Annotated in this window: 14 protein-coding genes; 10 read left to right on the top strand and 4 right to left on the bottom strand. The window is 73.2% G+C overall.

Annotation, left to right across the window (positions count from 1 at the left end):
• Positions 1-249: 249 nt before the first annotated feature.
• The gene (locus ACIRS4_RS33205) at positions 250-1,533 is read left to right on the top strand and encodes an IPT/TIG domain-containing protein (RefSeq protein ID WP_404203135.1); all 1,284 of its coding nucleotides are present in this window, start codon (positions 250-252) and stop codon (positions 1,531-1,533) included.
• Between the two features lie 70 nt (positions 1,534-1,603).
• Here ACIRS4_RS33205 and ACIRS4_RS33210 read toward each other — a convergent pair whose 3' ends face one another.
• The 4 genes from ACIRS4_RS33210 to ACIRS4_RS33225 all read right to left on the bottom strand — a co-directional run bounded on the left by ACIRS4_RS33210 (position 1,604) and on the right by ACIRS4_RS33225 (position 5,662).
• Complete coding sequence (locus tag ACIRS4_RS33210) at positions 1,604-2,809, bottom strand: NAD(P)/FAD-dependent oxidoreductase (RefSeq protein ID WP_404203137.1); 1,206 nt, start codon at positions 2,807-2,809, stop codon at positions 1,604-1,606.
• Positions 2,810-2,952: 143 nt separating this feature from the next.
• Positions 2,953-3,897 carry an RNA polymerase sigma-70 factor gene (locus ACIRS4_RS33215; RefSeq protein ID WP_404203139.1) on the bottom strand — a complete coding sequence of 315 codons (945 nt, stop codon included), beginning with the start codon at positions 3,895-3,897 and terminating at the stop codon, positions 2,953-2,955.
• A 102-nt stretch (positions 3,898-3,999) separates the two neighbouring features.
• Entirely contained in the window at positions 4,000-4,722 is a 723-nt protein-coding gene (locus tag ACIRS4_RS33220; protein ID WP_404203141.1) for a beta-glucanase, read from the bottom strand.
• A gap of 244 nt (positions 4,723-4,966) precedes the next feature.
• On the bottom strand, positions 4,967-5,662 hold the full coding sequence (locus ACIRS4_RS33225) for an HAD family hydrolase (protein WP_404203143.1): 696 nt from the start codon (positions 5,660-5,662) through the stop codon (positions 4,967-4,969).
• 506 nt (positions 5,663-6,168) lie between these two features.
• Between ACIRS4_RS33225 and ACIRS4_RS33230 the strand changes: the two genes are divergently transcribed.
• From ACIRS4_RS33230 to ACIRS4_RS33270, 9 genes are all read left to right on the top strand, one after another.
• Positions 6,169-7,221, top strand: a complete 1,053-nt coding sequence (locus tag ACIRS4_RS33230; RefSeq protein ID WP_404203145.1) for a serine hydrolase — start codon at positions 6,169-6,171, stop codon at positions 7,219-7,221.
• 108 nt (positions 7,222-7,329) lie between these two features.
• Positions 7,330-7,851, top strand: a complete 522-nt coding sequence (locus tag ACIRS4_RS33235) for a DUF4396 domain-containing protein (RefSeq protein ID WP_404203147.1) — start codon at positions 7,330-7,332, stop codon at positions 7,849-7,851.
• Between the two features lie 106 nt (positions 7,852-7,957).
• On the top strand, positions 7,958-8,350 hold the full coding sequence (locus ACIRS4_RS33240) for a DUF6153 family protein (RefSeq protein ID WP_404203149.1): 393 nt from the start codon (positions 7,958-7,960) through the stop codon (positions 8,348-8,350).
• Positions 8,351-8,446: 96 nt separating this feature from the next.
• Positions 8,447-9,142: a DUF305 domain-containing protein gene (locus tag ACIRS4_RS33245; RefSeq protein WP_404203151.1), complete on the top strand. Its 696-nt coding sequence runs from the start codon at positions 8,447-8,449 to the stop codon at positions 9,140-9,142.
• Between the two features lie 201 nt (positions 9,143-9,343).
• Positions 9,344-10,999, top strand: coding sequence for a SpoIIE family protein phosphatase (locus tag ACIRS4_RS33250; protein ID WP_404203153.1), 1,656 nt, complete (start codon positions 9,344-9,346; stop codon positions 10,997-10,999).
• Positions 10,996-12,105 (top strand): B12-binding domain-containing protein, encoded by a 1,110-nt coding sequence (locus tag ACIRS4_RS33255; RefSeq protein WP_404203155.1) that lies wholly within the window; start codon positions 10,996-10,998, stop codon positions 12,103-12,105. Before ACIRS4_RS33250 ends, ACIRS4_RS33255 begins: the two co-directional genes overlap by 4 nt.
• Positions 12,102-12,518, top strand: coding sequence for an STAS domain-containing protein (locus ACIRS4_RS33260; protein WP_404203157.1), 417 nt, complete (start codon positions 12,102-12,104; stop codon positions 12,516-12,518). Before ACIRS4_RS33255 ends, ACIRS4_RS33260 begins: the two co-directional genes overlap by 4 nt.
• A 128-nt stretch (positions 12,519-12,646) precedes the next feature.
• Positions 12,647-13,042, top strand: coding sequence for an STAS domain-containing protein (locus tag ACIRS4_RS33265; RefSeq protein WP_404203159.1), 396 nt, complete (start codon positions 12,647-12,649; stop codon positions 13,040-13,042).
• 44 nt (positions 13,043-13,086) lie between these two features.
• On the top strand, positions 13,087-13,476 hold the full coding sequence (locus tag ACIRS4_RS33270) for an ATP-binding protein (protein WP_404203264.1): 390 nt from the start codon (positions 13,087-13,089) through the stop codon (positions 13,474-13,476).
• The last annotated feature ends 2 nt before the right edge of the window (positions 13,477-13,478 follow it).

Below are 13,478 nucleotides of genomic sequence, written 5' to 3' on the forward strand. Positions count from 1 at the left end.
ACCGCCGGAGCAGTCGACGTCGTCGTCACCAACCCCGCCGGCTCCGACACCGCCACCGACGCCTTCACCTACGTCGCCGGCCCCGGCATCTGACCGCTCGTCAGCCTCCCACCCCGGGGAGGCGGTGAACCCCCGTCCGGGCGGCAGTCCCCCTCCGCCCGGGCGGGCCCCCGACGCGGCCGCACCCCGAGCCGGCCCGTCGTCCGTGACTGCTCTCCCCCGTTCACCTGCCTCAAGGAGTACATCACCATGGCTGCCCCTGTGGTCTCTTCGGTCAGCCCCAACCAGGGGCCGGCCGCCGGCGGCACCACCGTCACCGTGACCGGCACCGGGTTCACCGGCGCCACCGCCGTCCGCTTCGGCACGAAGCTCGCGACCTCCTTCACCGTCAACAGCAGCACGCAGATCACCGCGGTCGCCCCGTCGGGCTCCGGCAGCGTCGTCGTGACGGTCACCACGAACCAGGGCACCAGCGCGCAGCAGGTGCCCTTCACCTATACGGCGACCCCGGCTCCCTCCCTGTCCGGCATCTCGCCCGGCCAGGGACTACCGGCCGGCGGCACGACGGTGACGCTGACGGGCACGAACCTCACCGGCGCGACGGCGGTCAAGTTCGACGGCGTCGCCGCCACCTCGTACACCGTCAACAGCAGCACACAGATCACCGCGGTCACCCCTGCCCACGCGGCCGGCGCCGCCGCGGTCACCGTGACGACACCGAGCGGCACCAGCAACGCCCTCACCTTCACCTACCTCGCCGCCGCGCCGTCCGTCACCGGCCTGTCGCCCGGTCAGGGCCCGGCCTCCGGCGGCACGACGGTGACGCTGACGGGCACGAACCTCACCGGTGCGACTGAGGTGCGCTTCGACGACGTCGCCGCCACCTCGTTCACCGTCAACAGCAGTACGCAGATCACCGCGGTCACCCCCGCCCATGTGGCGGGCGCCGCCGCGGTCACCGTGACGACCCCCGGCGGCACCAGCAACCCGGACAATCCCAGCGCGTACTTCTTCTTCGCCGCGACGCCCTCCCTGACCGCGGTCAATCCCGGCGCCGGACCGACGACGGGGGGCACCACGGTCACGTTGACCGGCAGCGATCTGCTCGGAGCGACGGCGGTGAAGTTCGACGGCGTCGCCGCCACCTCGTACACCGTCGACAGCAGCACACAGATCACCGCGGTCACCCCCGCCCACGCGGCCGGCACCGCCGCAGTCACCGTGACGACCCCCGGCGGCACCAGCAACTCCCTTGTCTACAGCTATCTCGCGGCGCCCACCCTGAGCTCTCTGGTCCCGACGCAGGGGCCGACGCACGCCGGGGCCGTCATCACCCTGACCGGCGCCAACCTCACGACGACCACCAGCGTGCGTTTCGGCGTCACGCCCGTCTCCTTCACGGTGGTCTCGCCGACCCAGATCACCGCCGTGGCCCCGGCGGGGCCGTCCGGACCGGTCACCGTCACGGTCGTCACCCCGGCCGGCACCAGCAACGGCCTGATCTACGCGCGGACCGACGCCCCCGTCATCTGAGCCGGGAGACGCGCCGCACCCCTGCGAGCGCCGTGCGGCCAAGGGCCTCGCCGGCCGGGCGGCCCGGAGATCAGACGGACGCGCTCGCCGCAGTGTCGGTCCGGCCCGCCGTCTGCCGTGCGACGACACGGCGGCGGCGGGCCGGCAGCCCGAGGGTCGGGTTGGCCACGCCCCAGGCCGCGCCCTTGCACACCAGTTCCTTGTAGAGGGCGGCGAGCCTGCCGGTGAGGGCCGCGTCGAGGGCGCGGTCGTCGGCGGTGACGTACTGGATGAGGCCTTCCTTGCGGCCCAGCGAGACACACTGGTTGAAGTAGCGGACCGACGCGTCCGGGACCTTCGCGCCGGTCAGGCGCGCCGCGATGGCGTCGGCGGCCTGCCAGGCGGCGGGGACGCCCGAGGCGCACGACATGCGCAGCGGCTTTCCGCCGGCGCCCAGTGCCCACGCCGCGTCACCGACGGCGTACACGTCCGGGTGCGAGACGGAGCGCATGGTGCCGTCGACCACGATCCGGCCCGCGTCGGTGACCTCCAGGGCGGTGGCCCGCGCGATCGGGTGGGCCGCGAAGCCGGTGGTCCACACGGTGACCGCGGCGGGGACTACCTCGCCGTCGGCGGTGACGACATGGTCGGCCTCGACGGCGGTCACGGTGGTGTGCTCGTGCACGGTGATGCCGAGCTTGCCGAAGACCTTGCGCAGATGCCCGCGGGCCTTGGCCGAGAGCCAGTCGCCGAGGCCGCCGCGGGCGGCGAGGACGACGTCGAGGTCCGGGCGGGCCTCGGCGATCTCGGTCGCGGCCTCCACGCCGGTCAGGCCGCCGCCGACGACGACCACCGGCGCTCCGGCGTCCAGGGCGGCCAGACGGTCCCGCAGCCGCAGCGCGTCGGCCCGGCCGGCGACGCCGTGGGCGTGCTCGGCGGCGCCGGGGACGCCGAGGTCGTCCCAACTGCTGCCGAGGGCGTACACGAGGGTGTCGTAGTCCAGTTCGCCGGCGGCGCCGTCCGCGTCGGCGACGGCGACGGCCTTGCGGTCGACGTCGACGCCGGTGACCCGCGCGAGCCTCAGCTCGACGCCGGTGCCCGCGAACATCTCGGTGAAGGGCCGGGGCTTCAGCTCCTGGCCGACCGCGAGCTGGTGCATGCGCACCCGCTCGACGAAGTCGGGCTCGGCGTTGACGAGGGTGATGTGGACGTCGTCCCGGTGCAGCCGCTTGGCGAGACGGCCGGCCGCGATCGCTCCGGTGTAGCCGGCGCCGAGGACGATGATGCGGTGCTGCATGTGCGTGCTCCTGTCTGCGCGGTCCGCCTGTGGTCTTGCGCGGTTTCGCCTCTTGAACCGGGCAGCCCCCGGATTCCTGACAGGAAGCAGGTGTGAAGCACGTCACATGGTGGCGGGGTCCCGCACCGCGTCGGAACAAGCGGTCAGAACATGCGGAACAGGGGGTCCCCGTGATCGGCGGCGGCCCACACCTCGCTCGCGCGCGCGAGCTTGTCGGGATTGGCCTGGCTGCGGAATGCCACGATGCCCTCGGCGGTGATCTCCATGCACATGACGCCGACGACCCTGCCCTCGACGACCGCCACGACGGCGGGGCCGCCGTTGGCCGTCGTGATGTACATGTCGGCCGCGCCGCCGAGGAGGGCGCGCTTGGCGGGTGCGGGCTTGAACAGGCCGCGCATGAACTTCGCGACCGCGAGGGCGCCTTCGAAGCCCTTGGTCCGGGCCGGGACCTTCCCTCCGCCGTCGCCGACCGCGACCGCGTCGGACGTGAGCAGCCGTACGAGCGGCTCGGTCCGCCCGCTGGTGGCGGCGGCCAGGAACTCCTCGACGATTCTGCGGGCGGCGGCCTCGTCGACCTCGGCGCGGGCCTTGCCCTCCGCAATGTGCTTCTTGGCGCGGTGGAAGATCTGCTGGCTGGCGGCCTCGCTCAGGTCGAGGATCTCGGCGATCTCGCGGTGCGGGTAGTCGAAGGCCTCCCGCAGCACGTACACCGCGCGCTCGTTCGGGGTGAGCCGTTCCATGAGGGTGAGGACCGCGTACGAGACCGACTCGCGCTGCTCGGCGGTGGCGGCAGGGCCGAGCATCGGGTCGCCGTCGAGCAGCGGTTCGGGGAGCCACCGGCCCACATAGGTCTCGCGCCGCACGCGGGCCGAGGCGAGCTGGTTGAGGCACAGGTTGGTGAGCACCTTCGTCAGCCAGGCCTCGGGGACCTCGACCCGTTCGACATCGGCGGACTGCCAGCGCAGGTACGTCTCCTGCACTGCGTCCTCGGCCTCGCCGGCGGAGCCGAGAAGGCGGTAGGCGATGGCCTCCAGACGGGGCCTCGCGCTCTCGAACCGGTCCACGTCCTGCACGGTCAGCGGCATGGCCGGGATCCTAGCGGGACGAGGGTGCGCGCCCGCCGGCTACCCCTGGCGCGGTGTCGTGGCGGCGGTGTCGTCAGCGGCGTCCGCCTGAGAGCGGGTGGGTCAGGCTTCGCCCTGTGAGACCTCTGAACTCGCGGCGTCGGCGTCGGCGTCGTGAGGGATGGAGTACCGGTCGAGGGTGCGGTACACCACGAGGCTCCTCACCTCGTACGACATCTTCGTGGTGGCGGGGCTCGGGGCCGGGTGGTAACGGCCTGCGCACACCGAGAGGTTGACGATGAGGTAGGCGCGCCACTCGCGGCCGACGCCCTGCCCGTCGGCGAAGACCTGCTTGCCGTTCAGCGACCAGACGACGCTGCGCCGGCCGAAGGTCACGCTGAGGTCGACGATGCCGCCGGGGCGGACGGTCCGGTCGCGAAGGTAGCGGTTCGCGAGCCGTACGTGGTTGGTCAGTTCCAGCAGGTCGGGGTTGTCGGGGTGGTACTCGAAGACGTCCACCTCGTTGTCGCCGTCCCGCCAGGTCCAGATCGCCGGCCAGGCGCCCACTTCGGCGGGCAGACGCACCCGGGCGTCGAGTCGGTCCCCGGTGCGGACCATGAACCCCTCGGCGCTTCCCTCGGTGGTCAGCAGGCCCGTGTCCCACAGGCCGTCGGGTCTGCGCGTGGCTCTGAACGTGCCGGTGCGCGAGTACGACGGGTCCGCGGTCAGATGGTCGAGTTTGTTGTCGCCCCGATTGGTGGGACCGCCGTCCGGATAGGCCCAGGAGCGTCCGGCGACCCATTGGCGCTCGGAGGCGAAATCAGCTGTGAAGACGACTGCGCTCATTCGCAGCCTCCCTCCGTCAAGAGGTTCTGCATCGCATGCCGGTGTTCTCCCCTCGCGCACCCCGGTTATGTGGTGGGCCGCGGGACTGGGCCCGTGATTCACCCGGGCGGGTGATGGGGCATGTGTCGACAGGGTCATCCGGTGGAGTGGTGCGGCGAGTTGACAGTGGGACGTCGGCGCCGAGGGCCCGCGCGGCGGCCGCACGGGGAGAGCCGGCGACACCCTCGCGAAGACGCCGTGGCGGTCAGCGGTCGGACGGTGTCGGGCGGGTGGGGGAATGTGTGCCCAGGGTGCGAGCCCAGGCTTGCAGGGCCGGGTCGGCGAGGGTGGGGGCGGACCAGTCGTGGTCGAGGACGGGGTGCGGGAGGGACGGCACGACCGCGACGTAGAGGCCGGCCGCCCGGGCCGCGGAGACGCCCGTCGCCGAGTCCTCGAAGGCGACGGACCGCTGTGGCCGCGCGCCGAGCGCCTCGCACGCCGTCAGGTAGAGGTCCGCCGCGGGTTTGGGGCGGGGCACCTCGTCGGCGGCGAAGGAGTGGGTGAAGCAGCCGGCGAGACCCGCGGATTCCAGCGCCCGGTCCAGCAGGTCCCGGGGGCTGTTGCTCGCGACCGCGACGGGCACGGCGGCCCGGCAGGCACGCACCAGCTCCACCGCGCCGGGCAGCGCGGCCGCGCCCCGGGCGAGTTCCGCGCGGACCCGCTCGAGGAGTTCGGCGGCGAGTTCGGGGCCGGCGCCGGGCCGTCCGAAGAAGTCGGCCATCACCTCGGCCGCCCCTTCCACGGTGCGGCCGAGGACCATCGCCTTCTGCTCCGGGCCGAAGGGGTGGCCGTGCGCGGCGAAGAGAGCCGTCTCGGCTACGGTCCAGCAGGCCTCGGTGTCGACCAGCAGGCCGTCGCAGTCGAAGACGACGGCCTCCGCGTCGGTGGGGAGCGGGCGCATGCGTGTGTCCTTCCGTCGGTGGCCGGGCGCTGAGGTCCACGAGGCGTTCGTGGCGATCATGGTTGCTCACCGTACGGATGAAGCCGCCTGACATCCATTTTTCTGCCCGATTCCGGGCAGGAGGAGCCTCATTCACTGCTTTCCCGCTCAGTGACGGGTCGTTGTGCCGCGCCGAGCGCATCGAGTCGGTCCTCGCGCGTCGCCACGCCGTCCGACTCCCCCAAACGCCGCTGGGCGCTCACCGGCAAGGGTGGCGCGGACGGGTGTCGGCGTCCACGACCGGCAGAGTCGGCCGAGCGCCGAGGGGTGGTGCGGGCAGGAGGGCCCGGGCGGGGAACACGGGTGCCACACACGGTTTCCGAGGGGGCGTCAGGTCAATTCGGTCGCAGACCTGTTGCGCCTTTCGGGGGAATCCCTTCCGGGATGCGGCGCGCCTCACCCCGGCGAAGACTGTCGGCATGCTCACCCCCTCCGGCTTCCGCCCCCTCATGCGATCGAGGTTCCCGATGAATCCGCGTCCAGTCGCCTGCCCGTCTCGCGGAACGGGGTACGGCTCCGTACCGCCCACTGCGGGCGGCAACGGCGGCGCCCGTCCGCGCGGCGGACGGATACGCCTGGCGCTGGCCTGCTCGGCGGCCGGAGTGATACTCACGGGCTGCTTCGCCGGCGGTGGCGGTGGGGGCGGGGGCGGTGACCGGGCCGCCGGCACCTCGCCGCAGGAGCGGACGCCCGCGCGGTCGGCCCAGGGCAAGCCGTCGGCCTCGGCCTCGCCCGGCAGACACGGCCCCGCCGGGCCCGGCCGGCGACGGCCGAACCCGAGGGACGCGAACACCGTGCTCGCCCGGTCGCTCGAACCGGTGCGGGGGCGCGGCGGCACCCAGGTGTCGGTCGCGGTACTGGAGCCCAGCACCGGCCGGCGGGCGGTGTACGGCCCGCAGACCCACATCACGGCGAGCGTGGCGAAGGTGGACATCCTGGCGGCCCTGCTGCTGCTCGCCCAACGCGAGGGGCGGTCGCTCACCGAGTGGGAGACGTCCACCGCGGCCGCGATGATCCAGAGCAGCGACAACGACTCGGCGGACGCCCTGTGGCGGCGCATCGGCGGCGCCGAGGGACTCGCCGAGGCGAACAAGACCCTGGGGCTGACCTCCACCCGACCGGGTCCCGAAGGGCACTGGGGTCTGACGCGGACCACCGCGGCCGATCAACTCGCCCTGCTGAAAGCCGTGTTCGAGGACCGCTCACCGCTCAGCGGAGCCTCACGCCGTCTGATCCAGACCTTCATGGGGCGGATCGATGCCGACCAGGCCTGGGGGGTGTCCGCGGAAGGCAGCCACTGGCAGCTCAAGAACGGCTGGCTGCAGCGCTCCCAGTCCCGACGCTGGGCCATCAACAGCATGGGCCGGGTCAAGGCCCACGGAAGCACGTTCTACGTCGCCGTCCTCTCCCACGGCAGCCCGACCATGTCCCACGGCATCGCGGCAGTGGAACGGGCGACCCGCACGGCGGTGCACACCCTGTGCGGCACTCCCCCGCCGGTGGCGCCGATCATCGGCTGACCCATGACCCGAGTTCCGGGAGTGGGGAATACCCCCCGGGGGTATACCGTTCCCGTGTGTGGAAGAACGGGTTCGAGCCACGCACGATGGATGGGAACGGGAGAGGCCATGAATCACAGAGATCACCACACCGGCACCGCGTACGACCACAGCGACCATGGCGCCGTCCTACACGGCGGCCACGCGACGACGACCGCCGCCTCCTGGAGCACGGCGGCCAAGGCGACGTTGCACTGCCTGGTCGGGTGCGCCATCGGGGAGATCCTCGGGATGGCCGTCGGCACGGCCCTGCTGTGGGGCAACGTGCCGACGATGATCCTCGCGATCGCGCTCGCGTTCGTGTTCGGCTACTCGCTCACGTTGTTCGCGGTCCGGCGGGCCGGCCTCGACCTCAGGTCGGCGATCAAGGTGGCACTGGCCGCCGACACCGTTTCCATCGCCGTCATGGAACTGGTCGACAACGCCATCGTGGCCTTCACCCCGGGCGCGATGGACGCCCAGCTCTCCGACGGTCTCTTCTGGTCGGCGCTGCTGGGCGGCTTCGTCATCGCGTTCCTGGTCACCACGCCCGTCAACAAGTGGATGATCGGCCGCGGCAAGGGCCACGCAGTCGTCCACGCCCACCACTGACAAGCACCCGGTCGAACGTGCCCGCGGCGCGCCCGCGGAGGGCCGCACGGCGTCGAATCCCGCCCGCCGTCAGAAATGCCCAGCCGACGTGATTACGATGAGCGCCATGACAGCCCGCGCGCCGCAGCGCAGCCCGCGACCGCCCCTCGGGCGGTGGCGGGCGTTGCTCGTGCTCGGGCTGCTGGCGGGGCTGTTGGGCATGCACGCGCTGGCCCCCGGCGGCGGGCTCCACGAACACACCGCGCACCAGCGTGAGATGACGGTCGTCAGCGGCGGTCACGACGGCTGCCCCGGGGACTGCGGCACGGGGCACGCCCAACACGCCGACCCCACCTGCGCGTCGGGGGCGGTGAGCGGCGGGCCGGTCCTGCCGGGCCTCGTGCCCGACCCGGCGGCCGTGCCCGTACGCGTCAGCACGCCTTGCTCGTACGCGACTTCACCCCCGGACGGCGCCCGCGCGCCCCCGTCCCTGGCGGAACTCCAACTCCTGCGGATCTAGACACCGCACGGCGCCACGTCCACAGCTCTGCGACGCGGCGCCCGTCGGAACGTCCTGATCACACCTGAAGCACATCAGCACAGCAGGAGTCGCAGCATGCGCAACACCCGTACCACCCTCACCCGTCGGGCCGCCGTCGCGGCCGCGTCCGCCACCGCCGCTCTCGTTCTCGCCGCCTGCGGGAGCGACGGCGCGGGCGGCGGCAGCGGGCACGGCGGCGGTCACAGCTCCGCGTCCTCGTCGTCGACGCCGTCAGCGACGTCCTCGTCCCCGGCGGGTGCCGACGCCGCGTCCGGCACGCACAACGACCAGGACGTGGCCTTCGCGCAGGGCATGATCCCGCACCACCGGCAGGCCCTGGAGATGGCGGCCCTGGCCGCCGGCCGGGCCTCCTCAGCCCAGGTCAAGGATCTCGCCGCCCGGGTGGAGGAGGCTCAGGACCCGGAGATCAAGACCATGACCGGCTGGCTCAGGTCCTGGGGACAGGCGCCCAGCGAAGCCGGCTCGATGCCGGGCATGGACCACTCAGGGCAGGCCGGGACGTCCGGGGCCCATGACATGCCCGGGATGATGGACGGCAAGGACATGGACCGGCTGGAGAAGGCGTCCGGCGCGGCCTTCGACACCATGTTCCTGACCCTGATGATCGAGCACCACGAGGGCGCCGTCCAGATGGCCGCCGCCCAGAAGGAGAAGGGCGCCTACGGGCCTGCCAGGGCCATGGCCGACGACATCGTCACCGGGCAGAGCGCGGAGATCGCCGAGATGAGGAAACTCCTCGGCGAGGACTGACACCGTTGAGAGGGAGGGGGCCACTGCCGGTGGAACCGGCGCCGGCCCCCCTCCCGGCCGCCGCGCCCTCGCCGCTCCCCGTGTGTGACCGAACCGTGAAGAACCCGGGGGTCGGTTGATGTGCCGGTCCGTTGTGCGAGAAGGTGGGGCATTCCTCCAGTGGGAAGGTGACCGGCCCCGCCGAGTGCGGGGCTGAGGATCATGACGAGTGTGGATGGCTCCTCGCGCACGGCGCAGGGCCTGTTGTCCTCCCTGGGCGCTTCGTGGATGCGGGCGCCCTATCCCGCGTTGGTCGCCGACGCGCAGGGCGTCGTCGTGGAGGCCAACGAACAGGCTGCCCGGCTCTTCCCTGAGGCGGCTCCCGGGGCGCGGCTCGCGCAGGTCGCGCCCGAGTGGCTCGCGCAGGGGCACCGGAGCGCCGTGGCCGGCGGCGGGGACGCGGTGAGCACCGTGCGCGGCCGGCACGGTCCCTGGACGTTCGAGGCGCACGCGACGCCCGGGTCGGACGGGCAGGTGGTGTGGTGGCTCGTCGACGACACCGACCGGTCGCTCGCCGAGGCGGCGCTGCGCAGCGAGCAGGAGCGCACGCGTTTCCTGGCCGAGGCGTCCAGTCGGCTGCTGGCCTCGCTGAACGTCGATCGGTGCATGAAAGTGGCGGTGGAGCTGGCGGCCGAGTACCTGGCCGACGCCGCCGTCCTGATCGCGCCCGCCTCCGGCAAACGCCACCCGGTGGCGACCTGCGTCGACGGCGAGGTCACGCACCTGTCGGCGAGGATCGATCCGGCGGCCGTCCCCGGGCTGGCCGAGGCGTTGCAGGGTTTCCCGCCGGTGCCGTCGCGGTGGATCGACCCGGCCTCGCTGCCGCACTGGGCGACGCCGGACGGCTTCGAGGGGCCCGTGGGGTCGGTGGTGGTCACTCCGCTGCCCGGGCACGGGGTCCCGGCTGGAGCGATGATCCTGCTGCGGCGCGACGACCACGCCGCCTTCGACGCCTCCGAGGAGGTCTTCGCGCGGGTGTTCGCCGCCCGCGCGGGCGCCGCGCTGTCCGCGGCCCGTCTGTACATGGAGCAGAGCGGCATCACGGCGACGCTCATGGCCGAGCTGCTCCCGCCGACGCTCCAGCAGGTGCACGGCGTGGAGTTCGCCGCGGGCTACCGGGCCTCGCAGGACGCCGATCGCGTCGGCGGGGACTTCTACGACGTCCATCCGGGCGCCGGCCCCGGTGAGGAGACGCTGGCGGTCCTGGGCGACGTGTGCGGCAAGGGGCTGCAGGCCGCCGTGCTGACGGGGAAGATCCGCAGCACGCTGCAGGCGCTGCTGCCGCTGGCCGACGATCACCAGCACCTGCTGCGTCTGCTCAACGGCGCGCTGCTCAGCAGCCACCACACCCGCTTCGCCACCCTGGTGCTGGCGTCGGTCCGGCGGCGCGGAGGCGTCACGCATCTCAGGCTGACCAGCGCCGGCCACCCCGCGCCGCTGGTCGTGCGCCACGACGGCACGGTCCGGGAGGCGGCGACCTCGGGCACGCTGATCGGCGCCCTGGCGGACGTCAGGGCGCACACCGTCGACGTCGATCTGCAGCCGGGAGAGACGTGTCTGCTGTTCACCGACGGCGTCACCGAGGCGCGGGGCGGTCCGCTGGGCGATGTGCTGTTCGGTGACGCGAGGCTGAGGGCCGCGCTCGCCGAATGCGCCGGTATGCCCGCCGAAGCGGTCGTCGAGCGGATCCAGATGCTCACCGCCGAATGGATCGGCGACAACCGGCACGACGACATAGCGGTCCTGGCGATCACCGCGCCCCGCACCACGCATCTGACGGCGGTGGACGGTCACACCCCGGGCAGGTACACGGCATGACGGACACCACCGCGGTCAGGGACGGGAGCGCGCTGCTCGCGCGGGCCCGTGCGGAGCTGTGGCGGGCGGTGTGCGAGCGGGACGAGTACGCCGCCGGCCGGACCGTGTTCGCCGCCCTGGACGAGGGCGCCGACGCCGAGGACGTCCTGCTGGACGTCATCGCCGTCGTGCAGCACAAGGTGGGCGCCGAGTGGGCGGCCGACCGGTTCACCGTCGCTCAGGAGCACGCCGCCACGGCGATCCACGAGCGGATCATCGCCGCCATGGCCCACCGCACCCCGGCGGCGCCGGCTTCCGAGACGGCCGCGACCATAAGCGTGGCGTGCGTGGACGGCGAGTGGCACGCGCTGCCGGCCCGGCTGCTGGCCGAGGTCCTGCGCCACCGCGGCCACCGGGTGGACTTCCTCGGCGCCCAGGTGCCCACCCGGCACCTGATGGCCCATCTGCACCGGACCGCGCCCGCCGTCGTGGCTTTGTCGTCCTCCATCCCCACCCGCCTCCCCGCGGCGCACACCGCGATCACCGCCGTGCAGGCGGTCGGCATCCCGGTGCTCGCCGGGGGCGCCGCGTTCGGCGCCGACGGCCGCTACGCCCGGCTGCTGGGCGCGGACGCCTGGGCTCCCGACGCCCGCGCCGCCGCCGGCCTGCTCGCCCGCGGGCTGACCCGGCCCTCGCCCGGCGCCGTCCGGCAGACCGTCGAGGACCTGCCGCACCTGAGCGACCAGGAGTACACCCTCGTGGCGCGCGGCAAACGGCAGCTGGTGCGCGGCACGCTGGCCGGGCTGGAGGAACGGCTGCCCGCGGTGCGTGCCTACACCGACGCCCAGCGCGAACGCACCGCCGAGGACATCGCGCACATCGTCGACTTCCTCGCCTGCGCCCTCTACACCGACGACAGCGCGCTGTTCACCGGCTTCCTGGACTGGACGGGCGGCGTCCTGGAGGCCCGGCGCGTGCCCGCCCAGGTTCTCGACCCCGGCCTCGCCCTCCTCCAGGAGGAGTTGAAGGACTTCCCCCGAGCCCTCGACTTCCTCTCCCTGGGCCGCGCCGCCCTGCGGCTGCGCGGCATCCGTCCCCCTGCCCCCGGACCCGACGACGACGTATGACCACGACACCTGACGACACCTTCGAACTGTCCACCGCCGTGGACGACGTCGGCGATGCCCGCATCCGCATCACCGGCGATCTGGACTGGGACAGCGCGGACGATCTCACCGAGGCGGCCCGCGCCTGTCTGCGGGCCGACCCGCCGCCCCGTCAGCTGCGTCTGGACTGCGCCGCGATGACGCTGTGCGACTCGCTCGGCCTGGCCGCCCTGCTCATGGTGCAGCGTGAGGCGGTCGCGGCCGGCGCCCGACTCCGCCTGGACGACCGTCCCGCACACCTCGAACGCCTCCTGGAGATCACCGGCACCGACCATGTCTTCAACGACGTGGGCGAGAGCGCGGGCGACGCGAGCCCTGACGAACCGGAGCGGACCGATTCCGCACGGCCGCCCCGGGCGCCGCACGGGTCGTGACGGAGCGGCCGGCGCCGGCCGCGTCCGGCCCGGGCCCCGGGCCGACGTGCGCCGGCCTGTTCGTGTGATCGGGCGACAGCCCGTGCCCCGGCTTCCTCACCAGCCCGGCGTCCTGTGAGAATGCGCGGATGGACGACGAAGCCGAGATCACCGTGGACATGATCGACCAGGTGCGGATCATCCGCGTCAGCGGTGAGTTCGACGCGGACGAGGCCGACACGGTGGCCCGAAGTCTCGCCGTTCCCCGGGAGAGACCGGCGCCCTCCGGGAGACGGGCCGTCGCCACGGTGGTCGACCTCTCCAAGGTCACCTTCGCCGACTCCTCCCTGCTCCACTCGCTCCTCACCGCCCAGCAGCACCACGAGCGAGCCGGGCTGCCGTTCGTCCTCGCCGAAGTGAGCCCGCTGGTACTGCGTCTGCTGGAGCTGACCGACACCGCCCGCGCGTTCACCCTCGCCGCCTCCCTCGCGGACGCGGTGGAACTGGTGCGCGCCCACGGCGGCGGCCCGTCCCGTACGTCGTGACCGGGCACGCGCCGCAGAGGGAGGGTGAGGAAGCAGTGACCACCATGGATCCCGCCGCCGGCCGGCTGCGGCAGCCGTTCACCGCGGCGACCGCCCGGGCCCGGGTACGCCTGCTCCTGGACAGCGGCGCCGCTCCCCCGCCCCGGACCGTCGTCGACGACGCCCTCCTGGTCGTCACCGAACTGGTCACCAACGCCGTACGGCACGGCGGTGGCCTGGCCGGCTTCGACGCCCGCCTCGACGGCGACGTCCTCACCGTCAGCGTCACCGACGTCTCGCCCGCGCTCCCGCACATCGTGCCCCGCAGCGATCCCGCCGCCCCGGGCGGTTTCGGCTGGCCCCTCATCCAGCGGCTCAGCCGGCAGGTCACGGTCACACCGACGGCCGGCGGGAAGACCATCGTGGTCGTGCTGGGCGCCGGTCGGCGAGCGTGACC

Origin of the sequence: Streptomyces sp. NPDC101166, assembly GCF_044768125.1 — a bacterium.
Classification (GTDB): Bacteria; Actinomycetota; Actinomycetes; order Streptomycetales; family Streptomycetaceae; genus Streptomyces.